Genomic DNA, 25,705 nt, shown 5'->3' with positions numbered 1-25,705 from the left:
GCCCCCTCAAACCCCCATCACATCGTTACCTCTGCTTCCGGGGATTTTCGGGCTTGCCGCCTTAATGCAACGCGAAGAATTTTGTGTATGAATTGAAAAGGATATTTTTACCTGAGCCAGTTGGTTTTTGCCAGTTCCAGAACTTCGTCGCCGCGACCGCTGATGATGGCGCGCAGCATATACAGGCTAAACCCTTTCGCCTGTTCAAGTTTGATCTGCGGTGGGATCGCCAGTTCGTCTTTGGCGACCACCACATCCACCAGCACCGGGCCGTCGGTAGCGAAGGCGCGTTGCAGGGCGTCATCCACCTCCGAGGCTTTCTCCACCCGGATGCCGGTGATGCCGCAGGCTTCCGCGATAGCCGCGAAATTGGTGTCGTGCAGGTCGGTGCCGTCGGTGAGATAGCCCCCGGCTTTCATCTCCATCGCCACAAAGCCCAGCACGCTGTTGTTGAAGACGATGATCTTAATCGGCAGCTTCATCTGCGCCACCGAGAGGAAGTCGCCCATCAGCATGCTAAACCCGCCGTCGCCGCACATCGCCACCACCTGGCGATCCGGCGCGGTGGCTTTGGCCCCCAGCGCCTGCGGCATGGCGTTCGCCATCGAACCGTGGTTGAACGAGCCGAGCAGGCGGCGTTTGCCGTTCATTTTCAGGTAGCGCGCCGCCCAGACGGTGGGGGTGCCCACGTCGCAGGTGAAGATGGCGTCATCGTCGGCGTAATGGCTGATCTGTTGCGCCAGGTACTGCGGGTGCAGCGCCTTGTCGCTGGGCTTCGCCAGGTCGTCCAGCCCTTTGCGCGCATCGCGATAGTCGCTGAGCGCTTTATCAAGGAACTTACGATCGGTCTTCTCCTCCAGCAATGGCATCAGGGCGGCGAGCGTGGCCTTGATATCACCCACAAGCGCCATATCGACTTTGCTGTGCGCCCCGATGCTGGCCGGGTTGATGTCGATCTGGATGATTTTGGCATCGGTGGGGTAAAACGCGCGATAAGGGAACTGGGTGCCGAGCAGCACCAGGGTGTCGGCGTTCATCATGGTGTGGAACCCGGACGAGAAGCCGATCAGCCCGGTCATCCCCACGTCGTAAGGGTTATCGTACTCCACATGCTCTTTGCCGCGCAGGGCGTGAACAATCGGCGCCTTGAGCATGCCCGCAAATTCCAGCAGCTCATCATGTGCACCGGCACAACCGCTGCCGCACATCAGGGCAATATTGCTGGAGTAGCGCAGTAGCTGGGCCAGCTTTTTCAGTTCGGCCTGGGCGGGGGTGACTACCGGCAGGGGGGCGGGATACCAGTGGTTACTGGCGCTCTCCGGGGCCGCCTGCAACGCCACGTCGCCAGGCAACACAATTACCGAGACGCCGCGTTTTAAAATGGCGTTGCGCATGGCCAGAGCCAGCACCTGGGGGATCTGCTCTGGCGAGGAGATCAGCTCGCAGTAGTGGCTGCATTCGCGGAACAGTTCCTGGGGATGTGTCTCCTGGAAATAGCCGCTGCCGATCTCACTCGACGGAATGTGTGCGGCGATGGCCAGCACCGGGACGTGATTACGATGACAATCAAACAGGCCGTTGATCAGATGCAGATTGCCTGGCCCGCAGGAACCGGCGCAGACCGCCAGCTCGCCGGTGAGCTGAGCCTCGGCCCCGGCGGCGAACGCGGCGACCTCCTCATGACGGGTGGGCATCCACTCGATAGTGTCCATCCGGTTCAGGCTGTCGCTCAGACCGTTAAGTGAATCCCCGGTGACACCCCAGATCCGTTTTACTCCGGCCTGTTCCAGCATTTTCGCGATGTAGTTCGCCACGGTTTGTTTCATGGTAGTCCGTCTCCTGAATGTGATAACGCTTTCAAGCTTAGATGAAACTCACCGCCATGCTGGGTTAATCCCCCTCATTAATGGTTGCTTTCAATGTGCAATATTTCGTCATATTGTGGGGTAGCTCCGGGTGAAAAAAGGAATAAATTCAAATGGTTAAATCATTGTTAATTGGTGTTAATGAAAAGCTAACATACGACGATACGGGTAAGCTGTTGTTGCGTCTGGCGGTAGGGGGATTGATGCTGTTTCATGGCCTGCATAAGGCCATCGACGGGGTGGGGGGCATCGCAGGCATGCTGGTGGCGAAGGGGCTGCCAGGTTTTATTGCCTATGGCGTATTGGTTGGCGAAGTTATCGCCCCGATCCTGATTATTCTCGGCATCCTTACCCGCCCAGCTGCGCTGGTGCTGGCCTTTACCATGGTGGTGGCGTGGTTGATGGTGGGCACCGGTAAAACCTTCGCGCTGGATGCGGTAGGGGCTTGGGCGATTGAGAGCCTGGTCTACTTCTTTGTGGGCGCGCTGGCGGTGGCATTTTTAGGGGCAGGGCGGTATGCGGTGGTGCGCGATCCGGCGTGGAAGTAATGCTTCTGCGGCAGTAAAGCCGGGCGACACTGTATGTGCCCGGCCTACAGTTTGCTGAGTTGGTAGGCCCGGTAGCACAGCGCCACCGGGCGTTTTTATCAGGCCAGCACTAAATCTCCCTGCGGATGACAGGAGCAGGCCAGTACATAGCCTTCCGCCACTTCGGCATCCGTCAGCGTCATGGTGCTGCTGACGGTGTAATTTCCGTCAACCACCTTCGTTTTACAGCAGCCGCACACGCCTGCACGACAGGCGGCCACCACCGGCACGTTATTGCTCTCCAGCGCCTCCAGCAGCGTGCTGCCCACGCGGCCAAAGAAGGTCTGCGCCGGTTGCAGTTTGGTGAACTTCAGCCCACTGGTGGCGGCTTCTGCCACCGGGGTGAAGAACTGCTCTTTAAAGAAGCGGGTTACGCCCAGGGCCTTCACCTCTTCTTCCACGATGTCCATATACGCTGCCGGACCACAGGTCATCACGGTACGACTGGCGATATCCGGCACGCGTTGCAGCAGCTCGCGGCTCAGGCGACCGGCGACAAAACCGGCCGTGGCGTTGTTTTCGGCCACCAGGGTGACCGGGTAGTTACGCCATTCATCCGCGAAAATCACATCCTGCGGCGAGCGCACGCTGAAGATCACCTCCACGTCGGCCTGAGGGCGGTACTTCGCCAGCCAGCGACGCATTGACATCACCGGCGTCACGCCGCAACCGGCGGCCAGCAGCAGGAATTTATCGTCTGGCTTATCGTCACAGGTGAAATCCCCTTGCGCGTCGGAGAGCCAGAGATAATCCCCACGTTTCACGTCACGGGTCAGCCACTGCGAGCCTGCCCCCTCATCAATGCGGCGGATGGTCAGCGTAATGTACTCACTGATGCCTGGCGTTGAGGAGATAGTGTACGCCCGCAGCGTCTCCGCTGAGTTACGCACGCTGACCAGCGCATACTGCCCGGCACGGTACGGATAGTAGTCGTGGCAGAGCAGTGACAGGGTCCAGACGTCCGGCGTTTCCTGATGGATGTGATGAACCTGCATCCGCCATGGGCACTGATGGGTTGGCATTGTCATTCTTTACTCCTTACGCGCTCAGCAGTTGCTTCATGTCTTCTTCAACGGTGGTCACGGAACGCAGACCAAACTTCTCGTTGAGGACGGCCAGCAGATCCGGCGTAAAGAAGCCTGGTGCGGTCGGGCCGGTAACGATGTTTTTCACGCCCAGCGACAGCAGGGTCAGCAGGATCACAATCGCTTTCTGTTCGAACCAGGAGAGCACCAGCGACAGCGGCAGGTCGTTCACGCCACAGCCCAGTTTTTCTGCCAGGGTGACAGCCAGAATGATTGCCGAGTAAGCGTCGTTACACTGACCGGCGTCGATCAGACGCGGCAGGCCTTCGATATCCCCGAACTCCAGCTTGTTGAAGCGGTATTTACCGCAGGCCAGGGTCAGGATCAGGCAGTCATCCGGTACGCTGGTGGCGAAATCGGTGAAGTAATTACGTTCCCCGCGTGCGCCGTCGCAGCCGCCCACCAGGAAGATGTGACGCAGTTTTTCACGGCTCACCAGGTCGATCAGGGAATCCGCGGCACCCAGCAGGGTCTGACGGCCAAAACCAACGGTGATCAGGTGTGGAATTTCGCTGTACGGGAAGCCCGCCATCTGCTGTGCCTGGGCGATCACCGGACCAAAATCGTCACCCTCAAGGTGGCTCACACCCGGCCAGCCGACAATGCTGCGGGTCCAGATACGATCGTCGTAAGCGCCAACGGTTGGGTCGATGATGCAGTTAGAGGTCATCACGATCGGGCCAGGGAAGCGGGCGAACTCGACCTGCTGGTTCTGCCAGCCGCTGCCGTAGTTACCGATCAGATGTTTGAATTTGCGCAGCTCAGGGTAGCCGTGGGCAGGCAGCATCTCGCCGTGGGTGTAGACGTTCACGCCGGTGCCGTCGGTCTGCTCCAACAGGTTATAGAGATCTTTCAGGTCGTGACCGGAAATCAGGATGCACTTGCCTTCGGTCGCTTTGACGTTGACCTGAGTCGGCGTTGGGTGGCCATATTTGGTGGTTTCACCGGCATCGAGAATGCTCATCACCTTGAAGTTCATCTGGCCGATTTCCATGGAGCACTCCAGCAGAGCGTTCATGTCAGAAGGCCAGGTGCCCAGCCACGCCATAATTTTGTGGTACTGGGCGTAGATATCGTTGTCGTACTGATCCAGAACGTGCGCGTGTTCCATATAGGCCGCGGCACCTTTCAGGCCGTACAGGCACAGCAGACGCAGGCCGAGGATGTTCTCACCGATCGCCGCTTTGTCTTTGTTCGGGGTAAAGTCTGCCGCCTGACGTTGCAGGTCGCCGAGATCGTCGCTCACCAGTTGCAGGTCGGCCATAGGGTTATCGACGCGGGCATTGGCATCAACATTCAGGGACTGCGCTTTCAGGGCGTCACGCAGGGCAATGGCTTCGCGGGCGTAGCCGACAATGCGTGGTGAATCGAAGTTGACGTTCGTCAGGGTAGAGAAAAACGCGCGTGGAGCGAAGTTATCAACATAGTGGTCGATAATGCCATATTCCCGGGCTTTTACCGCCCAGGCGGATAAACCTTGCAGGGCTGCAATCAGCAGATCCTGCAGATCGGAAGTTTCTGCGGTTTTACCGCACATGCCCTGTGCGTAGGAGCAGCCGTTGCCAGCTGGGGTACGGATGGTTTGTTCACATTGCACACAAAACATAATCACACCTGTTAAAGTTATATTTGATATACATGTTTAAGATTATGCTTGCGGCGATACGGTGAAAAGGGCTTTCTTTCACTAAGTAGAGGGTTATTGATTTAGCGCAATTTTGGCGGTAGAAGGCTACCGCCTAAGAAGTATCAGGCGGAGAAGAACGCCATCATGATCGGCACCAGCAGGCTTAAAATAAAGCCGTGAACGATGGCTGCAGGCACCATCTCCAGCCCGCCCGAGCGTTGCAGCACCGGCAGGGTAAAGTCCATCGAGGTGGCACCACACAGGCCCAGCGCCGTGGAGCGGCTACGACGGACCAGGCCCGGAATAAGCATAATGGCGATCAGCTCGCGGCCTAAATCGTTAAAGAAGGCGGCGCTGCCAATGACCGGGCCAAAAGATTCGGTTAACAGAATGCCGGACAGAGAGTACCAACCAAAACCGGAGGCCATTGCCAGGGCGGTATTGAGCGGCAGGTCGAGAATAAAGGCGTTGATCACCCCGCCCACCAGCGAACTGCCCACCACGATGACGGCGACCATCATGCCGCGGCGATTAAGGACAATCTGTTTTAAGGTCATGCCGTTATTTCGCAGCTGAATACCAATCAGGAACAGCAGGAAGATCAAGGTATATTCGCTGGCCTCGGTGGCGTGTTGTAAAAAGGCGAACCCGGTCAGACCCAGCATAAAACCGAGCACCACCACGCCGCATAATTTCAGTGACTCCAGCGCCATGGCGATACGCGACGGTAATTTTTCCTGATGATGGTGGTTTTTCCACGGAATAACGCGTTCCAGCCAGAAGAGGGCCGCAATATTGCACAGCAAAATAACCCCTATCGTAATGACGGAGTAATGCAGGATCGAGAGCAGGTTGGTCGCCAGATTATCGAGGAAGGCGAGGCTGATGCCCATAAAAAACAGAATGACGTAAACAATCCAGCTCAGTAAACGGTTGATCAGTTTTAACGCTGACAGCTGACGAAGAGGAATGAGATAACCCACGATCAGCGGGATCAGAATGATTAAGAGTCCTGAAAACATGAACAACCGGTCCTTTATATGAATGGCGCAGTGACACTACCCAATTCAGGCGGTTCAGTAAAGGTAGAAAATGGGGAGAGGTGCGGTTTAAGGCCGGGCGGCGCTGACGCTTGCCCGGCGCGGCGTTGGTTCAGTCGCGTTTTTCCAGCAGGGTGCGGTACAGCACGCCGCCGAGGATACCGCCGACAATCGGCATCACCCAGAACAGCCACAGCTGATCCAGCGCCCAGCCGCCCTGGAAGAGCGCTACTGCGGTACTGCGTGCCGGGTTAACTGAGGTGTTGGTCACCGGAATGCTGATCAGATGGATCAGGGTCAGCGCCAGGCCAATCGCAAGGGGGGCAAAACCGGCCGGGGCGCGTTTATCGGTGGCGCCGTGGATCACCAGCAGGAAGCCGGCGGTCAGCACAATTTCAATGACGATGGCAGACAGCATCGAGTAACCGCCCGGCGAGTGCTCGCCAAATCCGTTCGCAGCAAAACCGCTGGCCGCGGCATCAAAGCCTGCTTTACCGCTGGCAATCAAATACAGAATAGCGGCCGCAATAATGCCGCCAATCAGCTGGGCAATAATATAGCCGATAATCTCTTTTGCCGGAAAACGACCGCCCGCCCATAAACCTAATGTAACCGCCGGGTTAAAATGCCCGCCGGAAATATGCCCCACGGCATACGCCATGGTTAATACCGTTAAGCCGAAGGCCAGAGCAACCCCGACAAAACCAATCCCTAGTTCCGGGAAACCTGCCGCCAGCACGGCGCTGCCGCAGCCACCAAACACCAGCCAGAATGTACCAAAACATTCCGCTGCTAATTTTCTGAACATAACCACCTCAATGAAAAAAGGCGCAAGTCTGCGCCATTGTTATTTATCGCCAATAGGGCGATGAGTTTTGAAACGCCATTATTTTAAAAATGAATATCCCCCCTCACCAGCGAAATAAATAAGGTAAATTTGATGTAGGGCAAGGTGATGCCTTTAAGTAAAAAACGCATGGCGGAATTTCCGGCAGCAAAACGATTACGCGGATATTTTTATTTCGGATGAAAGCTGGCGGCTGAATATTTAATTTTTTTTAAATTTTCATATGACTATTCTACTGATAATCGGGTGTCCGTTCGGCCGTGCTGGGGTTATACTCCTGATAACTTAAAGGAAAAAGTTCATCTCTCCCGGAGGGTACATGTTGCTGGAACGTGTGGAAATCGTGGGGTTTCGCGGCATTAACCGTCTGTCGCTGATGCTGGAGCACAACAACGTGCTGATTGGGGAAAACGCCTGGGGTAAATCCAGCCTGCTGGATGCCCTGACGCTGCTGCTCTCCCCTGAATCCGAACTGTATCATTTTGTCCGGGAAGACTTCTGGTTTCCTCCCGGGGATATGCTGGGACGTGAACACCATCTGCATATTATTCTCACCTTCCGTGAATCCGAGCCGGGCCGCCATCGCGTTCGTCGCTACCGCCCGCTTGCCGACTGCTGGGTGCCCTGCGATGACGGCTATCAGCGCATCTTTTATCGTCTTGAAGGGGAGCTGGCCAATGACGACAGCGTGCTGACCCTGCGCGGCTTTCTTGATACTGATGGCAATCCTCTGAAGCTGGCGGATATTGATGAGCTGGCGCGTCATCTGGTGCGCCTGATGCCGGTGCTACGCCTGCGCGACGCCCGGTTTATGCGCCGGATCCGTAACGGCACGGTGCCCAACATGCCCGACGTGGAAGTCACCGCCCGCGAACTGGATTACCTGGCCCGCGAGCTGGTAGCCCGGCCGCAAAATTTAACCGACGGCCAGATCCGCCAGGGACTGTCTGCGATGGTTCAGCTGCTGGAGCACTACTTTACCGAGCAGGGCACCTCGCCGGTCCGCAACCGGCTGATGCGGCGGCGATCCCATGATGAACAGCGCAGCTGGCGCTATCTCGACATCATCAACCGGATGATCGACAAGCCCGGCGGCCGTTCGCACCGGGTGATCCTGCTGGGGCTGTTCTCAACGCTGCTGCAGGCCAAGGGCACGGTCCGGCTCGACAGGGATGCCCGCCCGCTGCTGCTGGTGGAAGATCCCGAGACGCGCCTGCACCCGATTATGCTCTCGGTAGCGTGGCATCTGCTCAACCTACTGCCGCTGCAACGCATCACCACCACTAACTCCGGCGAGCTACTGTCGTTAACCCCGGTCGAGCACGTCTGTCGCCTGGTGCGCGAATCATCTCGTGTCACGGCTTTTCGTCTCGGGCCGGGGGGGATGAACGCCGAGGACAGCCGCCGGATCGCCTTCCATATTCGCTTTAATCGCGCCTCCTCTCTGTTCGCCCGCTGCTGGCTGCTGGTGGAAGGGGAGACCGAAACCTGGGTAATCAACGAGCTGGCCCGCCAGTGCGGCCACCACTTCGATGCAGAAGGGATTAAGGTCATTGAGTTCGCCCAGTCGGGCTTAAAACCGCTGATCAAATTTGCCCGCCGGATGGGCATTGAGTGGCATGTGCTGGTGGACGGCGACGAGGCGGGCAAGAAATATGCCGCCACCGTGCGCGGGCTGATCAATAACGATCGGGAAGAGGAGCGCGCGCACCTGACGGCGCTACCCGCCATGGACATGGAGCACTTCATGTACCGCCAGGGATTCTCAGACGTCTTTCATCGGGTGGCGATGATCCCCGACGATGTTCCCATGAATATGCGGCGGGTGATCATGAAAGCCATTCATCGCTCGTCGAAGCCCGATCTGGCGATTGAAGTGGCGATGGAGGCCGGGCGGCGTGGAGTTGAAGCGGTGCCGACCCTGTTGCGGAAAATGTTCTCCCGCGTGCTGTGGCTGGCGCGCGGGAGAGCCGATTAACGGCCGGTGGCCTGGTTGACCTGCTCGATCAGGCTGTCCAGCAGGGCAAAGCGGCGGCGGTACTCGGCGCGCTTTTTGCTGGCGATCTCCTCCATCGGTTTGCGCGGCATGGCGAGCGGCAGACGGAAATTGCCGTCATCGCTGCGTTCGCCGCCAAGCGACGCCCAGAAACTGTCGTAATCGGCCAGCAGTTTGCCCTCTTTTTTCTTGCGATAGCGCCAGCTGCGGTAGATATGGGTGCTGTTGCTCACTGCAACGATCTGCTCTACGGCGAGGGCGCTGCCCAGCGTCATGGCAGCCTCCACCAGCAGACGTTTCGGGAACAGGCCGTGACAGGCTTTGGTGGCGCTCTGGATCGCCTCGTGCGGCACAAAGGCTTTTGCCCCCTGCATCCCGCCGATAAACAGCGTCGCGGTGCCGTTAACCTGGCACAGCGTGAAAGTCATCTCTGCCAGCACCGTCTGCTGCGCGTCGCAAAACGCCAGCGTGGCTTCACCCTCTTTATCCAGAAACGCATCGGCGCACAGGCGCAGGGTAAACTGCTGATCGTCTTTGCCCGTCAGGGTCAGTAACGTCACCCCTTCCCGGGAGAGATAGCCGTTCATCAGCGCTGCCGGGAGCTGGCGCTGCATTGTCTGATAGTGCCAGCTCAGCGCCTGCAGGGTTTGCTGACGGTTGATGGCAACGGATAACCACGGGCGGTGCAGGCGGCAGGGCAGCCCCGGCTGTACCTGCAACAGCTGCAGTAACTGCGGCTGTTTTGCCAGGCTTGTCAGCAGGCGGGCAGTGCTGAATGGCGTCATCAGCGATCGCAGCATAAACTTGCGGCGGTAGGCCGGATTGCGCCAGGCAAGCCCGGGGGTTAATCTCCCGGAGGCCAGGCTTTGAAACAGCTGCCAGCCCGATTTGGGTTGCGGTTGATGTGAATAAGATGACTCTGCGATGGATGACATAATCAATACCGGTCTTGTTGCAAGGTCTTTATTTCAGCAGGGGTTTTATCAACCTCTCCTCAACGATTTTCATCCATCCCGACAAGCAGGGGTTTCGTTGAGGAACGGTTTAGTTAGAATCAACAGTTATGTAAGCCAGAATATCTATTTGGAATATTTATGAACTTCAAGGGAAAACGCAGGAAGCTGTTTCTGCTGCTGGTGCTGATTGTACTGGTGGCTGGATTCTGGCTGTGGCAGGTGCTAAACGCGCCGGTGCCGCAATATCAGACACTGATTGTCCGTCCGGGCGAACTGCAGCAAAGCGTGCTCGCCACCGGCAAGCTGGACGCGCTGCGCAAGGTAGACGTGGGCGCGCAGGTCAGCGGGCAGCTGAAAACGCTGTCGGTGGAGATCGGCGACAAAGTACAAAAGGGGCAGCTGCTGGGGGTCATTGACCCGGAGCAGGCAGAAAACCAGATCAAAGAGGTGGAGGCGACCCTGATGGAGCTGCGCGCCCAGCGCAGCCAGGCCGAAGCGGAGCGTAAGCTGGCCCAGGTAACCCTGAACCGTCAGCGGCAGCTGGCCGCAACCCAGGCGATCTCACAGCAGGATCTGGATACCTCAGTGACCGAACTGGCCGTTAAACAGGCCCAGATCGGCACTATCGATGCGCAGATCAAACGCAATCAGGCCTCACTGGACACGGCCAAAACCAACCTCGACTATACCCGTATCGTCGCCCCGATGGCCGGGGAAGTGACGCAAATTACCACCCTGCAGGGGCAGACGGTGATCGCCGCCCAGCAGGCACCGAACATCCTGACGCTGGCGGATATGGGCACCATGCTGGTGAAAGCCCAGGTTTCCGAGGCGGATGTGATCCACCTTAAGCCGGGACAAAAAGCCTGGTTTACCGTGCTGGGCGATCCGCAAACCCGCTATGAAGGGGTACTGAAAGACATTCTCCCGACGCCCGAGAAGGTCAACGACGCCATTTTCTATCACGCCCGTTTTGAAGTGCCCAACCCGCAGGGGGTGCTGCGTCTGGATATGACCGCGCAGGTGCATATCCAGCTGGCGGGGGTCAAAAACGTGCTGACCATACCGCTGGCGGCGCTGGGGCAACCGGCGGGAGATAACCGCTATAACGTGAAGGTGCTGCGTAACGGCGAGACGCGTGAACGTGAGGTGAGCCTCGGCTCGCGTAACGACACCGATGTAGTAGTGGTGAAAGGGCTTGAAGAGGGCGACGAGGTGGTTATCAGCGAGAGCCAGCCCGGGGCGGCTAAATGACCGCGCTGCTGGAGCTGATTGATATCCGCCGGAGCTACCCTTCCGGCGACGGGCCGGTGGAGGTGCTGAAGGGCATCACGCTGCAGGTCGAGGCCGGGGAGATGGTGGCGATTGTCGGGGCCTCAGGTTCCGGTAAATCGACGCTGATGAACATCCTTGGCTGTCTGGATAAACCCACCAGCGGCACCTACCGGGTGGCCGGGACCGATGTCGCCACGCTGGATAGCGACGCGCTGGCAAAACTGCGGCGGGAACATTTCGGCTTTATCTTTCAGCGTTACCATCTGCTCTCGCACCTGAGCGCGGCGCAGAACGTCGAAGTGCCGGCGGTCTATGCCGGTGTGGAGCGAAAAAAACGCCTTGAGCGGGCGCAGGCGCTGCTCACCCGGCTGGGGTTAGGGGAGCGGGTGGATTACCAGCCCTCGCAGCTCTCTGGCGGCCAGCAGCAGCGGGTAAGTATCGCCCGGGCGCTGATGAACGGCGGGCAGGTGATTCTTGCCGATGAGCCGACCGGGGCGCTGGACAGCCACTCCGGGGAGGAGGTCATGGCGATCCTGCATCAGCTGCGGGATCAGGGGCATACGGTGATCATCGTTACCCACGACCCACAGGTGGCCGCGCAGGCCGGGCGGATCGTGGAGATCCACGACGGTGAGCTGGTGAGCAACCCGCCTGCCACGCTTAACGCCACCCGACGTCAGGAGGTGGCGCTACCACCGCCGTCCGGCTGGCGGCAGTTTGCCAGCAGTTTCCGCGAAGCGCTGACCATGGCCTGGCTGGCAATGGCCGCCAACAAGATGCGGACCCTGTTAACGATGCTCGGGATCATCATCGGTATCGCCTCGGTGGTGTCGATTGTGGTGGTAGGCGATGCCGCCAAACAGCTGGTGCTGTCCGATATCCGCTCCATTGGCACCAACACCATAGATATCTATCCCGGCAAAGACTTTGGCGATGATGAGCCGCAGTATCAGCAGGCGCTGAAATATGACGATCTGGCCGCTATCCAGAAGCAGCCGTGGGTCAATTCCGCCACCCCGGCGGTGTCGCAGAATTTGCGTCTGCGCTACGGCAATATCGACGTGGCCGCCAGCGCCAACGGCGTTAGCGGCGATTACTTTAACGTCTACGGCATGACCTTCAGCGAAGGGGGCACCTTCAACGCAGAGCAACTGGCGGGCCGGGCGCAGGTGGTGGTGCTGGATGCGAACTCCCGGCGACAGCTGTTCCCCAACAAATCGAAGGTGGTGGGCGAGATTGTCCTGGTGGGCAATATGCCCGCGACGGTGATCGGCGTGGCGGAGGAGAAGCAGTCGATGTTTGGCAGCAGCAAGATTTTACGTGTCTGGCTGCCGTACACCACCATCTCCGGGCGCATTATGGGGCAGTCATGGCTGAACTCGATCACCGTGCGAGTGAAGGAGGGCTACGACAGCGCCCAGGCGGAGCAACAGCTTGAGCGCCTGATGACGCTGCGCCACGGGAAGAAAGATTTCTTCACCTGGAACATGGACGGCCTCTTGAAAACGGCGGAAAAGACCACACGTACTCTTCAGCTCTTCCTCACGCTGGTGGCGATCATCTCCCTGCTGGTCGGGGGAATTGGGGTAATGAATATCATGCTGGTGTCGGTGACCGAGCGTACGCGCGAAATCGGCATCCGCATGGCGGTCGGTGCCCGGGCCAGCGATGTACTGCAACAATTTTTGATTGAAGCGGTGCTGGTTTGTCTGGTGGGCGGTGCGCTGGGGATTTCGCTCTCCCTGTTAATTGCCTTTACGCTGCAGCTGTTTTTACCCGGCTGGGAAATTGGTTTTTCACCGATGGCGCTGTTAACGGCCTTCCTCTGTTCTACCTTTACCGGGGTTCTGTTTGGCTGGCTGCCCGCAAGAAATGCCGCACGGTTGGATCCGGTGGATGCCTTAGCCCGGGAGTGAGTCTGTTGCCGGGCGGCCGCTACGCCTAACCCGGCCTACAAAAATTTGTAGGCCCGCACAAGCGCAGCGCCGCCGGGCATGAAGCCGTACGACAGCCCGCAAATAAAAATGCCAGCGTATCGGGCTGGCATTTTGAGTGAGGGGTGTACACAATGAAACAGAGGGCTATGCCACCACTTCTGCTTCGATGGGCACAATAACGCTGGCATGATTGCCTTTTGGCCCGAGGTGTACATCGAACCGAACGGCTTGTCCGGCTTTCAGCGTTCTGTAACCATCCATCTGAATGGTGGAGTAATGCGCGAAGATGTCTTCGCCGCCGCCTTCAGGGCAGATGAAACCAAACCCTTTGGCGTTGTTGAACCACTTAACTGTACCCGTTTCCATGCTTCGACATCCTTCGTAAATCTTATTGAGTTAGATGTAATGAACCGGTGATGGAGTGGGGGCTGTTCAAAACCTCGCCAACTCACGCCTGTACAATTTAGATAAACCAGATAGATCGTCAAGCATTTGCCGGTGAAGGGAGGGGGAAAATGAGTCAAAATTTGAAGCAGTTAACGCTATTGACAGGTATTGTGACAGACATCGCGGATGGCAATAATAGATGTGAGTTATCTGACATCTGAGGTAGATTCAGGTTATGTATAGCCTCCTGTCAGCATCAGAACCGCGACCGGAGACCGTAAACGAAGATGACGACTGACAATGGGTAAGACGAACGACTGGCTCGATTTCGACAAGCTGGCGGAAGATAAAGTGCGCGACGCGCTAAAACCGCCATCTATGTATAAAGTTATGTTAATGAACGATGACTACACGCCGATGGAATTTGTTATTGACGTGCTACAAAAGTTCTTTTCTTATGATGTAGAACGTGCAACGCAACTGATGCTTACCGTTCACTATCATGGCAAAGCCATCTGCGGTGTTTTTACTGCAGAAGTCGCAGAGACGAAGGTGGCGATGGTGAACCAGTATGCGAGGGAGAACGAGCATCCGTTGCTGTGTACGCTGGAAAAAGCCTGAATAAGGCAATGAAAATTGGGGGAGGTGCCTATGCTCAATCAAGAACTGGAACTCAGTTTAAACATGGCTTTCGCCAGAGCGCGTGAGCACCGACATGAGTTTATGACGGTCGAGCACCTGCTGCTTGCACTGCTCAGTAACCCATCCGCCCGCGAAGCGCTTGAAGCCTGCTCCGTGGATCTGGTGGCGCTGCGTCAGGAACTTGAAGCCTTCATCGAACAGACCACACCTGTACTGCCCGTCAGTGAAGAGGAGCGCGACACGCAGCCGACGCTCAGCTTCCAGCGTGTTCTCCAGCGTGCGGTATTTCACGTCCAGTCCTCAGGGCGTAGCGAAGTCACCGGTGCCAACGTGCTGGTTGCCATCTTCAGCGAGCAGGAGTCGCAAGCGGCCTACCTGCTGCGCAAACACGAAGTCAGCCGCCTCGATGTGGTGAACTTCATCTCTCATGGAACGCGAAAAGACGAGCCGAATCAGGCATCCGATTCCGGTCATCAGGTCAACAGCGAAGAGCAAGCAGGCGGGGAGGAACGTATGGAAAACTTCACCACCAATCTTAACCAGCTTGCCCGCGTCGGCGGTATTGACCCGCTGATTGGCCGCGAGAAAGAGCTGGAACGGGCGATCCAGGTACTGTGCCGCCGCCGCAAGAACAACCCGCTGCTGGTGGGGGAATCCGGCGTCGGTAAAACGGCCATTGCTGAAGGGTTGGCCTGGCGCATTGTGCAGGGCGACGTTCCGGAAGTGATCGCCGATTGCACCATCTACTCGCTGGATATCGGGTCGTTGCTGGCCGGAACCAAATACCGCGGTGATTTTGAAAAACGGTTCAAAGCGCTGCTGAAACAGCTGGAGCAGGATACCAACAGCATCCTGTTTATCGATGAGATCCACACTATCATCGGTGCCGGTGCTGCCTCTGGTGGCCAGGTGGATGCGGCCAACCTGATTAAACCGCTGCTCTCCAGCGGCAAGATCCGAGTGATTGGCTCGACCACCTACCAGGAGTTCAGCAATATTTTCGAAAAAGACCGCGCCCTGGCGCGTCGCTTCCAGAAAATCGACATTACTGAACCGTCGGTTGAAGAAACGGTGCAGATCATCAACGGCCTGAAACCGAAGTACGAAGCGCACCACGATGTGCGTTATACCGCGAAAGCGGTGCGTGCCGCGGTGGAGCTGGCGGTGAAATACATCAACGATCGCCATCTGCCGGATAAAGCGATCGACGTGATCGACGAAGCGGGCGCGCGTGCGCGTCTGATGCCGGTCAGTAAGCGCAAGAAAACGGTCAACGTGGCGGATATCGAATCCGTGGTGGCCCGCATCGCGCGTATCCCTGAGAAGAGCGTTTCTCAGAGCGACCGCGATACCCTGAAAAACCTGGGCGATCGCCTGAAAATGCTGGTCTTTGGCCAGGATAAAGCGATTGAGGCGTTAACCGAAGCCATCAAGATGGCCCGTGCCGGACTGGGGCATGAGCATAAACCGGTCGGTTCTTTCCTGTTCGCCGGCCCGACCGGGGTGGGGAAAACCGAGGTGACGGTGCAGCTCTCCAAAGCGTTGGGCATTGAGCTGCTGCGCTTTGATATGTCCGAGTATATGGAGCGCCACACCGTCAGTCGTCTGATCGGTGCGCCTCCGGGCTATGTGGGCTTTGATCAGGGCGGCCTGCTCACCGACGCGGTGATCAAGCATCCGCACGCGGTACTGCTGCTCGATGAGATCGAGAAGGCGCACCCGGATGTCTTTAACCTGCTGCTGCAGGTGATGGATAACGGGACGCTGACCGACAACAACGGGCGCAAGGCAGACTTCCGCAACGTGGTGATGGTGATGACCACCAACGCCGGGGTGCGTGAGACCGAGCGTAAATCCATCGGCCTGATCCATCAGGATAACAGCACCGATGCGATGGAAGAGATCAAGAAGGTCTTTACGCCGGAATTCCGTAACCGTCTGGATAACATTATCTGGTTCGATCACCTGTCTACTGAGGTGATCCATCAGGTGGTGGATAAGTTCATCGTCGAGTTGCAGGTTCAGCTGGATCAGAAAGGGGTCTCCCTGGAAGTGAGTCAGGAAGCCCGCGACTGGCTGGCGGAGAAAGGCTACGATCGTGCGATGGGCGCGCGTCCGATGGCGCGTGTTATCCAGGACAACCTGAAGAAACCGTTGGCTAACGAACTGCTGTTTGGTTCGCTGGTGGACGGAGGCCAGGTGACGGTAGCGCTGGATCAGGCGAAGAATGAGCTGACGTATGACTTCCAGAGTGCGGCGAAGCATAAGCCGGAAGCGGCTCACTAAGACTGTTGCGTGATGATAAAAGCCGGGCGAAAGCCCGGTTTTTTTATGGCTGCTTTTTGCTTCTTATTGTGGGGGGAGTGAGGGCGGCGGGCTGCACAGTATGTCCCTACGGTGGTGGTTCCGTTCACTTTACGATCTGTATTTCTCTGTAAGCCACGTCACCCGTGAACGTGTTAAGGGGGCTTGCCGCCGCCCCCTTAACAATCCCGGCTCCCGGCAAAGAAAATCGCCGCTTCGCGGTGCCCTCAGCTTATTCCGCCAGGCTTTCGGGTCGGGCACCAGCCTGCATCCCTGCAGGCTATGCCCTCTCGGCGCGTCCCTGCGCCTCGCCCCGGCCTTACGGAAACGCTTCGGCGATTTTCAGCCGGACCAGGCCATCGCTGTAAGTCTTGAAGCTAATCTTTTATACCGTCATCGCTGTGAGTGTTGAAGCAAACCTCTGCCACTGTCCTGGCTGCACGTTTGATCGGTCCGGAGAGGGTTAAGATGCCTTCTCGGCGCGTCCCTGCGCCTTACCCCGGCCTTACGGAAACGCTTCGGCGATTTTCAGCCGGACCAGGTCATCGCTGTGAGTATTGAAGCAAATCTTTTATACCGTCATCGCTGTGTGTGTTGAAGCAAACCTCTGCCACTGTCATGGCTGCACGCTCGATCGATTTCCTCTTCCTTGAAGGGGAGAATTAAGATGCCCTCTCGGTGCATCCCTGCGCCTCGCCCCGGCCTTCCGGAAACGCTTCGGCGATTTTCAGCCGGCCCAGGTCATCGCTGGGAGTGTTGAAGCAAACCTCTGCCACTGTCATGGGTGCATGCTCGATCGGTTCCCTCTCCCTTGAGGGAGAGAGTTAAGATGCCCTGTCGGCAAATCCCTGCGCCTTACCCCGGCCTTACGGAAACGCTTAGGCGATTTTCAGCCGGACCAGGCCATCGTTGTGAGTGTTGAAGCAAACCTCTGTCACTGTCATGGCTGCATGCTCGATCGGTTCCCTCTCCCTTGAGGGAGAGAGTTAAGATGCCCTGTCGGCAAATCCCTGCGCCTTACCCCGGCCTTACGGAAACGCTTAGGCGATTTTCAGCCGGACCAGGCCATCGCTGTGAGTATGGAAGCAAACTTTTATACCGTCATCGCTGTGTGTGTCGAAGCAAATCTCTGCCACTGTCATGGCTGCACGCTCGATCGGTTCCCTCTCCCTTGAGGGAGAGGGGTAGGGTGAGGGGGAACCGCGCGCACTATCATCAAAATTTTGCGAGGCGTTATCCAGAATTCAAGCAGGGATATTGCTGGATAAAACCCCAGTAATAGAATGGCGATGCACCTGCAAAATCAGGTGCCAGGATTGGCGTCCTGAAAGTGTGTGAGCAGCATGTTTAGCTGCAGGCTTCGTTCGCCCTAAGGAAAAGGGTATATTCTGCATCTGGCGGGCGAATCGGGAGCTTCTTTTGAAGCGCCAGTAGTCACACACACTGGTACGCCAATTCCTTTTCGTCCGCCGCCAGCGAATCTGGCGTTTCCTGCGGTGGTAAATTCAATGTGTGTGAAGGTATTACCCATGTATACAGAAAACCATATCTCCCAGCTCTACAGCGAACTCGAACTTAGCACTCTCGATCTCTCCACGCTTGCCGCGCGCTGTAACCTGCTTACCGAAATTCTGGTCGATTGCAATTCGCTGCCGCAAACACAGCCCATCTGCCGCTGCCTTGCTGCATATCTGGACGCATTCAGAAGTGAGCTGGAAAAATCAATGACCGATTTCCGCGTGCTGGAAGAGGATGAGATCCCACCGATGCACAAACAGGAGTGGTTACTCGACAGCACCGAAGCCCAGTGCAATTACTGCCGGGCGTTAAACCATGTGCTGCTGGTGTCGCATTTCGACCGCGATATGCTGCCGCACCTTACCGGCCTGCTGTACGAGATCAGCCATGCGATGCTGGCCGATCTGACCGTGGTGCACGTCCACTGAGTCGGTGCCCCAACGTTGAAGTTAGGCAACGTGTTTGATATCAAGGCGCGGCGGGAGAGCCGTCTGTTCGCGACCTAAATGAGCTGGGATAAAGAGGATCGGAATGCCATCAATGATGACTCCGGCAGCGCAGGCTTTACTGCGGGCGGGACAGGGAATGTTGGCGGACAGACTGAAATCGGGTGTTGACCTCTGCTGAATAAAAAAAGGCCGGGATAACCCGGCCTTTAGTATTCTCTCTACGCCATTTGCGGCGAAAAACTCTTAGCGACTACGGAAGACAATGCGGCCTTTGCTCAGGTCGTACGGGGTCAGCTCAACAGTCACTTTGTCGCCCGTCAGAATACGGATATAGTTCTTACGCATCTTACCGGAGATATGCGCGGTAACAACGTGACCGTTTTCCAGTTCTACGCGAAACATGGTGTTAGGCAACGTTTCAAGAACGGTACCCTGCATTTCAATATTGTCTTCTTTGGCCATCTAATCCTCTGGGGTATCACTACCAAGTTTTGAACCGGCAAGATAATGCCGAAATTCATCAATTAAGTAAAGATTTGCGCGTTTAAAACGCAGCAAAGCAGTTTCAGCGTATTACCCGGACGTCACGGTTCGACCGTACGAAAAGCGCATACGTAAAGGGGAGGTGGCAGGATAAACGATAGGGCGTTATCGGATGCGAACTATTCCCAAACGGCGGCGGGGCAACAGGCAGAACCTACTCTGCGGCAGAATTATAGCACCTTGAGGAAAAATATGCGGAAAACATTTATCCCTGGGGCGTAAATAACGTCGCAGGCACCCAGAAGTTCTGCGGTAATTTTTGCATTCGCAGAGCGGCCAGCTGCGTCAGATATTCATGGCGGGAGATCTCAATCGCCCCAAGCGAGGCGGTATGCTCGTTCAGCACCTGGCAATCAATCAACTTGCCGCCGCTGCGGGTAAAGCGATCGCAGAAAACCAGGAGCGCAGTTTTAGACGCATTCACGGCGCGGCTGAACATCGATTCACCGCAAAATAACGTGCCCTGAGCCACACCATACATGCCGCCCACCAGATCATCACCCTGCCATACCTCAATGGAGTGGGCGTAACCCAGCTCGTGCAGACGATGATATGCATGGATCACCTCCGGGGTGACCCAGGTGCCTTCTGCGCGATCGCTGGCACAGCCTTCGATCACCTGGCCAAACGCATGATTGAGGGTGACGCGATAGGGGGAGTGGGCGTGAAACCGTTTCATGCTGCGACTGAGATGAAACCGTTCAGGCCACAAAATAGCGCGCGGGTCAGGCGACCACCATAAGATCGGATCGCCGGGCGAAAACCACGGGAAAATACCGCGCTGGTAAGCCATTAATAAACGCGACGGGCTGAGATCGCCGCCCAGGGCCAGCAAACCATTAGGTTCGCGCAGCGCCCCTTCTGGGGAAGGGAACGCAAGAGAATGACGAGAAAGCTGGACCAGGCGCATGACAACACAACTCCAGTACGCGAAGTGGGGATCGGTTCAAATATAGACTACAGACGTTGTTTAAACTGGTAGTAACGACCCTGTTTTGCCAACAGTTCTGCGTGACTACCTTGCTCAATAATCTTTCCGTTGTCCATCACAATAATTTGATCAAAATCCGCCAGTCCGCGCAGGCGGTGCGTCACCATCAGCACCGTTTTGCCCTGCATCTCTTTTTCCAGTAAATCAAGGATTTGCCGTTCTGTTGTTGCATCTAGTCCTTCGGTCGGTTCATCCAGCAGCATCAGCGGGGCATTGTGCAGCAGTGCGCGGGCAATCGCCAGGCGACGCAGCTCACCACCGGAAAGCTGACGACCTCCTTCACCGAGCCAGCTGTTCAGACCTTCATCGTCCAGCAGCTTGTGCAGACCGACCTTTTCCAGCATCGCACGTAATACGTCATCAGCGGTTCCCGGCGCGGCTAACAGCAGGTTATCCCGCAGGGTGGCGCTGAAAAGATGGACCCGCTGCGGCACTACGCTCACTGTTTTACGCAGCGCTGGCTCGCTCATCTCTTTGAGGGGCATATCGTTGAACAGGATCTGTCCCTGAGCCGGATCCCAGGCCCGGGTCAGCAGCTGCAGCAGGGTCGATTTCCCGCACCCTGTGCGGCCCAGCACCGCAACGTGTGCGCCTGCGGGGATCGTCAGATTGATGTTGTCCAGCGCCGGTTGCGCCTGCCCGTGATAAGCAAAGCTGACATCTGCCAGGCGGAGAGCCAGTCGCGCAGGCACGTCTGTTGCGGCGGTACTGAATTGCACTTCCGGCTGCTGGCCCGTGATCTGGGTAATACGCAGCGCGGAGGCCACCACCTGGCCGAGATGCTGAAAAGCCCCGGTCACCGGAGCCAGCGCTTCGAACGCCGCCAGCGCACAGAAGACAAACAGCGCAATGAGCGGCCCCGGCTGGGTATTATCCCCCACACCGCCGGAGGCCAGCCACAGCATCGCCATCACGGCAATACCGCCAATCAACAGCATCAATGCCTGGGACAGGGCCGTCAGCTCCGACTGTTTGCGCTGGGCTTCATGCCAGTTCAGCTCGGTGTTTTCCATCCGCGAGCGATAGCGACGGCTGGCGCCAAAAATTGTCAGCTCTGCCTGGCCCTGCAGCCAGCCGGTAAGCTGCTGGCGATATTCGCCGCGCAGTCGGGTCAGGTTTTCACCGGTCGGTTTACCGGCGCGGTAAAACAGCGGCGGCAGCAGACACAGCGTCAGGAGCATGATCCCGCCAAGCACCAGCGCGATGCTGGCATCCAGCAGGCTCAGCCCGAGGGTAACGACCACAATCACCACCAGCGCACCTACCATCGGGGAGATAACCCGCAGATAGAGGTGATCGAGGGTATCGACATCCGCGACAACGCGGTTCAGCAGTTCGCCCTGGCGATAGCGCGCCAGCCCGGCAGGGGAGAGAGGCAGCAGTTTGCTGAAGGTGGTGACGCGCAGGTGCTGCAGCACGCGGAACGTTGCGTCATGGCTGACCAGACGCTCGAAGTAGCGCCCGGCGGTGCGGGTGATGGCCGTGCCGCGCACACCCGCAGCAGGCAGCATATAGTTGAAGCTGTACAGCCCGGCAAACCCGGCCACCGCAGAAGCAGAGAGAAACCAGCCGGAGAGCGTTAACAGGCCGATACTGGCCAACAGGGTGACGATGGCCAGCACGACGCCGAGGATCAGCATCCATTTGTGGCGCATATAGAGCGCCAGATAAGGCAGTAAAGCGCGCATTAAATGTCCTCCTGACGGTTCGCCAGCAGGGCCGCAAACGGCCCCTGTGCCGCTGCGAGCGTGGCGTAATCGCCCTGCTCGACAAGCTGTCCATTGTCCATGACCCAGATCTCATCCCAGTGGGCAATGCCCTCCAGCTGGTGGGTCACCATCAGCGTGGTTTGCTGCTGCGACGCGGCATCCAGTGCCAGCATCACGCGCTGTTCGCTATGGGCATCCAGGCTGGCGGCGGGTTCATCCAGCAGTAACAGCTGGCAAGGGTTAAGCAGGGCGCGGGCCACGGCGATACGCTGCGCCTGGCCGACGGAAAGCCCCGCCGACTGATCGCCGACAAGGGTATTTACCCCGTCAGGCAGCAGGGGCAGGAATTCACTGACCCAGGCGCGATCGAGCACCGATTGCAGCTCTTCATCGCTGGCATCCGGGCGTGCCAGCAGCACGTTTTCACGCAGCGTGGCCGCCGGAAGCTGCGGGTTCTGACCCACCCAGCTCAAATGGGTGCGCCATTCATCAGGATCGAGCGCTGACAGCTCGGCCTGGTTGATGCGCAGCGATCCGCTGTAAGCCATAAAACCGGATAACGCATTCAGCAGCGAGCTTTTGCCGGAGCCGCTGGTGCCGACCAGCACCACGCGCTGACCTGCTGCGAGAGTGAAGTTTAATGGCCCCGCCAGTACCTTACCCTCCGGCGACAGCACGCAAAAATTCTCCGCTTCAATGCTGACCGGTTTGCTGGTGTTGAGAGTCACGTCCCCACGCTGCGGATGGGCCAACGGCGTTTCAAGGAAGGTTTTCAGGCTGTCAGCTGCGCCCACGGCCTGGGCCTTCGCGTGATAAAAGGTGCCCAGATCGCGCAGTGGCTGGAAGAATTCCGGGGCCAGAATCAGGGTCAGGAAGCCTGCCGAGAGGGTCACGGCAGTGCCGTAATGACCAAAATCGAGAGCGCCCAGGTAGGAGAAACCAAAATAGACGGCGACCAGCGCAATCGACAGGGAGGTAAAGAACTCCAGTACCCCGGAGGATAAGAACGCCAGGCGTAACACCTCCATGGTGCGCTGACGGAAGTCCTGTGAAGCGTGGCGGATGTTGTCAGTTTCGGCTTCACCGCGACCAAAAATGCGTAGCGTCTCCATGCCGCGCAGGCGGTCAAGGAAGTGGCCGCTAAGACGCCCCAGCGCCAGGAAGTTGCGGCGGTTGGCATCGGCGGCACCCATGCCGACCATCGCCATAAACAGTGGGATCAGCGGGGCGGTGCCCAACAGGATCAGCCCTGCAACCCAGTTATAAGGGAAAATCGCGAATACGATCAGCAGAGGCACAAAGACGGCCAGCGCCATCTGCGGCAGATAGCGGGCATAGTAATCATGCATATCGTCGATTTGCTCAAGGATAAGCGTCGCCCAGCTGCCGGCGGGTTTGCCCTGAATCCAGGCGGGGCCAGCTTCCTGCAGCCTGTCGAGCACCTGGCGGCGAATTTCGTAGCGAATATTCTGCCCGGCGTGAAAACCCACGCGCTCGCGTAACCAGACCACCCAGGCACGCAAAATAAAGACCAGAATCAGCACAATGAAAGGCAGTAACAGGGCCTCACGCGGAATGTTTTCCATGATCATATGGTTAAGAATGCGGGCCAGCAGCCATGCCTGGCCTACAATCAACACACCGCTGATAAACCCTAAAAGACGGGAAATATTCAGCCAGCGGCGGGAAAGAACGCTTTGCTGTTTAAGCCAGCGTGTTAACTCTTGTTGACGGGTTTTTTCCATTGCGTGCTTTGCAGGTGATGTTATTAGGTATTGGGCACGGCAATGTTACATCGCAGAGACAATAAAGGCGACTTATCGCCGCCTTTTTTACGTTTGTTGCTGATTTGTAAAAATTATTTGCTCTGATCGGCCAGTCCGTCGAGATAACGTTCTGCATCCAGCGCCGCCATACAACCGGTGCCCGCAGAGGTGATCGCCTGACGGTAAATGTGGTCCATTACGTCGCCCGCAGCGAACACGCCCGGGATGCTGGTCTGGGTGGCATTGCCGTGGATCCCGGACTGCACTTTGATGTAGCCGTTCTCCAGCTCCAGCTGACCGTCGAAGATCGCGGTGTTCGGGCTGTGGCCGATGGCAACAAACAGACCTGCCACTTCCAGCGTTTCGACATTGTCGGTGTTCCGGGTATCGCGGATACGCAGACCCGCCACGCCCATCTGATCGCCGGTCACTTCTTCCAGCGTGCGGTGAGTGTGCAGCACGATGTTGCCGCTGGCCACTTTGTCCATCAGACGCTTGATCAGGATTTTTTCCGCGCGGAAGGTATCACGGCGGTGAATGAGATGGACTTCAGAGGCGATGTTCGCCAGGTATAGCGCCTCTTCCACAGCAGTATTGCCGCCGCCGATGACCGCGACCTTCTGGTTGCGGTAGAAGAAACCGTCGCAGGTGGCGCAGGCAGATACGCCGCGGCCCTTGAAAGCTTCTTCAGACGGCAGGCCCAGGTAGCGGGCAGAGGCACCGGTCGCAATGATCAGCGCGTCGCAGGTGTATTCCGCATTGTCACCGGTCAGGCGGAACGGACGGTTTTGCAGATCGACCTTGTTGATGTGGTCAAAGATGATTTCGGTATCAAATTTGGCGGCATGCTCGTGCATGCGCTCCATCAGCAGCGGCCCGGTCAGGCCTTCAGGATCGCCTGGCCAGTTTTCTACTTCGGTGGTGGTGGTCAGCTGACCGCCTTTTTCCATGCCCGTAATCAGTACCGGTTGCAGGTTAGCGCGTGCAGCGTAGACCGCTGCGGTGTATCCCGCAGGTCCAGAACCAAGGATTAGCAGCTTACTGTGTTTGGCCGTGCCCATGAGATCCCCATTGTTGTTGGCAGACATTTTCCCGGATTGTAGGGAATTTATGTTCGTAAAAAAAGGGCGCAGCGATTTTGTTAACGATATGTGTAATAGAAAGCGCCAATCAACGGCAGGGCAGGGAAGGTGATTTTATAACAATAATCATGGCTAATCGCTCGAAACGACGGCGATAAAATGAGGATTAATCCCCGGACGTAATGAATATCCGGCATGTTGTACTAAAAATCGATGTTTTGCTTTGACAATCCCCTGCGCTTTTGCGAAAACATTCAAGGAAGAAAAAAAACGGTCTTTGTGTAACGCATAGTCATGCACAAAATCACCATTTTTACCGGGTCAGCGAAATCTACGCATGGTGTGGACAGATGCCATTCGTGATGTTGATGGCCGCCTCTGGGCAACGGTCTTCATACCACATAACCCCAATCGAATCGCTCAAACTAAATAACAGGCGAGGCGATTAACCGCGGGGAAAGACTCTGAACAGTGAAGTGCACAGGGTCCTGGCAGGAGTTAGGGAAGGAATACAGAGAGACAATAATAATGGTAGATAGCAAGAAGCGCCCTGGCAAAGATCTCGACCGCATCGATCGTAACATTCTTAATGAATTGCAAAAGGATGGGCGTATTTCCAACGTCGAGCTTTCAAAACGTGTGGGACTTTCCCCGACGCCATGCCTTGAGCGTGTGCGCCGACTGGAAAGACAGGGTTTTATTCAGGGCTATACAGCGCTGCTGAACCCGCATTATCTGGATGCCTCACTTCTGGTATTTGTTGAGATTACTCTGAATCGTGGTGCGCCGGATGTGTTTGAGCAGTTCAACGCCGCTGTGCAAAAACTTGAAGAAATTCAAGAGTGTCATCTGGTTTCCGGTGATTTCGACTACCTGTTGAAAACCCGCGTACCTGATATGTCTGCATACCGTAAGCTGCTGGGTGAAACCCTGCTGCGACTGCCTGGCGTGAACGACACCCGTACCTATGTGGTAATGGAAGAAGTCAAGCAGAGCAATCGTCTGGTTATTAAGACGCGCTAACACGGAACAGGTGCATTATCAGCGTACTTTGATTACACTCCTGGTAATCCATACAGCAACAGTGTCGGGCCTCCCG

20 protein-coding genes are annotated in these 25,705 nt (G+C 57.1%); 8 read left to right on the top strand and 12 right to left on the bottom strand.

Annotation, left to right across the window (positions count from 1 at the left end; genetic code table 11):
- Nucleotides 1-107: 107 nt before the first annotated feature.
- Nucleotides 108-1,826 carry a ubiquinone-dependent pyruvate dehydrogenase gene (gene poxB, locus ABIE02_RS03920; RefSeq protein ID WP_144838797.1) on the bottom strand — a complete coding sequence of 573 codons (1,719 nt, stop codon included), beginning with the start codon at nucleotides 1,824-1,826 and terminating at the stop codon, nucleotides 108-110.
- Between the two features lie 152 nt (nucleotides 1,827-1,978).
- Between poxB and ABIE02_RS03915 the strand changes: the two genes are divergently transcribed.
- Nucleotides 1,979-2,413, top strand: a complete 435-nt coding sequence (locus ABIE02_RS03915; protein WP_336995020.1) for a DoxX family protein — start codon at nucleotides 1,979-1,981, stop codon at nucleotides 2,411-2,413.
- A gap of 98 nt (nucleotides 2,414-2,511) precedes the next feature.
- On the opposite strand, the gene hcr is transcribed toward ABIE02_RS03915, so the two are convergent.
- From hcr to aqpZ, 4 genes are all read right to left on the bottom strand, one after another.
- Nucleotides 2,512-3,480 (bottom strand): NADH oxidoreductase, encoded by a 969-nt coding sequence (hcr, locus tag ABIE02_RS03910; RefSeq protein ID WP_077227496.1) that lies wholly within the window; start codon nucleotides 3,478-3,480, stop codon nucleotides 2,512-2,514.
- Between the two features lie 10 nt (nucleotides 3,481-3,490).
- Nucleotides 3,491-5,143, bottom strand: coding sequence for a hydroxylamine reductase (gene hcp / locus ABIE02_RS03905; protein ID WP_032617316.1), 1,653 nt, complete (start codon nucleotides 5,141-5,143; stop codon nucleotides 3,491-3,493).
- 143 nt (nucleotides 5,144-5,286) lie between these two features.
- Nucleotides 5,287-6,186, bottom strand: a complete 900-nt coding sequence (locus ABIE02_RS03900; protein ID WP_165717607.1) for a lysine exporter LysO family protein — start codon at nucleotides 6,184-6,186, stop codon at nucleotides 5,287-5,289.
- 130 nt (nucleotides 6,187-6,316) lie between these two features.
- A complete protein-coding gene (aqpZ, locus tag ABIE02_RS03895) occupies nucleotides 6,317-7,012 on the bottom strand; it encodes an aquaporin Z (protein WP_032617319.1) in 696 nt (231 codons plus the stop codon).
- Nucleotides 7,013-7,370: 358 nt separating this feature from the next.
- Between aqpZ and ABIE02_RS03890 the strand changes: the two genes are divergently transcribed.
- Nucleotides 7,371-9,029, top strand: coding sequence for an ATP-dependent endonuclease (locus ABIE02_RS03890; protein ID WP_336995021.1), 1,659 nt, complete (start codon nucleotides 7,371-7,373; stop codon nucleotides 9,027-9,029).
- Here ABIE02_RS03890 and ABIE02_RS03885 read toward each other — a convergent pair.
- The gene (locus ABIE02_RS03885) at nucleotides 9,026-9,982 is read right to left on the bottom strand and encodes a VirK/YbjX family protein (protein WP_059308385.1); all 957 of its coding nucleotides are present in this window, start codon (nucleotides 9,980-9,982) and stop codon (nucleotides 9,026-9,028) included. The two genes, ABIE02_RS03890 and ABIE02_RS03885, sit on opposite strands and share 4 nt — an antisense overlap.
- 159 nt (nucleotides 9,983-10,141) lie before the next feature.
- On the opposite strand from ABIE02_RS03885, the gene macA reads away from it, so the two are divergent.
- Both macA and macB read left to right on the top strand, forming a co-directional pair.
- On the top strand, nucleotides 10,142-11,257 hold the full coding sequence (gene macA / locus ABIE02_RS03880; RefSeq protein ID WP_032617322.1) for a macrolide transporter subunit MacA: 1,116 nt from the start codon (nucleotides 10,142-10,144) through the stop codon (nucleotides 11,255-11,257).
- Nucleotides 11,254-13,194, top strand: a complete 1,941-nt coding sequence (macB, locus tag ABIE02_RS03875) for a macrolide ABC transporter ATP-binding protein/permease MacB (RefSeq protein WP_059308384.1) — start codon at nucleotides 11,254-11,256, stop codon at nucleotides 13,192-13,194. Before macA ends, macB begins: the two co-directional genes overlap by 4 nt.
- A 165-nt stretch (nucleotides 13,195-13,359) precedes the next feature.
- On the opposite strand, the gene cspD is transcribed toward macB, so the two are convergent.
- Entirely contained in the window at nucleotides 13,360-13,581 is a 222-nt protein-coding gene (cspD, locus tag ABIE02_RS03870; RefSeq protein WP_032617324.1) for a cold shock-like protein CspD, read from the bottom strand.
- A gap of 321 nt (nucleotides 13,582-13,902) precedes the next feature.
- Between cspD and clpS the strand changes: the two genes are divergently transcribed.
- From clpS to ABIE02_RS03855, 3 genes are all read left to right on the top strand, one after another.
- Entirely contained in the window at nucleotides 13,903-14,223 is a 321-nt protein-coding gene (clpS, locus tag ABIE02_RS03865) for an ATP-dependent Clp protease adapter ClpS (protein WP_032617325.1), read from the top strand.
- Between the two features lie 30 nt (nucleotides 14,224-14,253).
- Nucleotides 14,254-16,530 (top strand): ATP-dependent Clp protease ATP-binding subunit ClpA, encoded by a 2,277-nt coding sequence (gene clpA, locus ABIE02_RS03860; protein WP_032617326.1) that lies wholly within the window; start codon nucleotides 14,254-14,256, stop codon nucleotides 16,528-16,530.
- Between the two features lie 1,547 nt (nucleotides 16,531-18,077).
- Entirely contained in the window at nucleotides 18,078-18,494 is a 417-nt protein-coding gene (locus tag ABIE02_RS03855; RefSeq protein ID WP_032617330.1) for a hypothetical protein, read from the top strand.
- A gap of 264 nt (nucleotides 18,495-18,758) precedes the next feature.
- Here the strand turns inward: ABIE02_RS03855 and infA are convergent, their stop codons facing one another.
- From infA to trxB, 5 genes are all read right to left on the bottom strand, one after another.
- Nucleotides 18,759-18,977: a translation initiation factor IF-1 gene (infA, locus tag ABIE02_RS03850; RefSeq protein ID WP_001040187.1), complete on the bottom strand. Its 219-nt coding sequence runs from the start codon at nucleotides 18,975-18,977 to the stop codon at nucleotides 18,759-18,761.
- A 286-nt stretch (nucleotides 18,978-19,263) separates the two neighbouring features.
- Nucleotides 19,264-19,968 (bottom strand): leucyl/phenylalanyl-tRNA--protein transferase, encoded by a 705-nt coding sequence (aat, locus tag ABIE02_RS03845; protein WP_032617332.1) that lies wholly within the window; start codon nucleotides 19,966-19,968, stop codon nucleotides 19,264-19,266.
- A 47-nt stretch (nucleotides 19,969-20,015) separates the two neighbouring features.
- Entirely contained in the window at nucleotides 20,016-21,737 is a 1,722-nt protein-coding gene (gene cydC, locus ABIE02_RS03840) for a heme ABC transporter ATP-binding protein/permease CydC (RefSeq protein ID WP_285125430.1), read from the bottom strand.
- On the bottom strand, nucleotides 21,737-23,503 hold the full coding sequence (gene cydD / locus ABIE02_RS03835) for a heme ABC transporter permease/ATP-binding protein CydD (protein WP_130589086.1): 1,767 nt from the start codon (nucleotides 23,501-23,503) through the stop codon (nucleotides 21,737-21,739). The genes cydC and cydD overlap by 1 nt, the downstream gene beginning before the upstream one ends.
- Nucleotides 23,504-23,616: 113 nt before the next feature.
- Nucleotides 23,617-24,585, bottom strand: a complete 969-nt coding sequence (gene trxB, locus ABIE02_RS03830; RefSeq protein ID WP_032617336.1) for a thioredoxin-disulfide reductase — start codon at nucleotides 24,583-24,585, stop codon at nucleotides 23,617-23,619.
- A gap of 549 nt (nucleotides 24,586-25,134) precedes the next feature.
- Between trxB and lrp the strand changes: the two genes are divergently transcribed.
- On the top strand, nucleotides 25,135-25,629 hold the full coding sequence (gene lrp, locus ABIE02_RS03825) for a leucine-responsive transcriptional regulator Lrp (RefSeq protein WP_000228469.1): 495 nt from the start codon (nucleotides 25,135-25,137) through the stop codon (nucleotides 25,627-25,629).
- Nucleotides 25,630-25,705 lie beyond the last annotated feature (76 nt).

Source organism: Leclercia sp. 1548 (assembly GCF_050435045.1).
In the GTDB taxonomy this organism is placed as follows: Bacteria; Pseudomonadota; Gammaproteobacteria; order Enterobacterales; family Enterobacteriaceae; genus Enterobacter; species Enterobacter adecarboxylatus.
The sequence above is the reverse complement of the archived record's forward strand: the minus strand, read 5'-3'. Positions and strand labels throughout refer to the sequence as shown.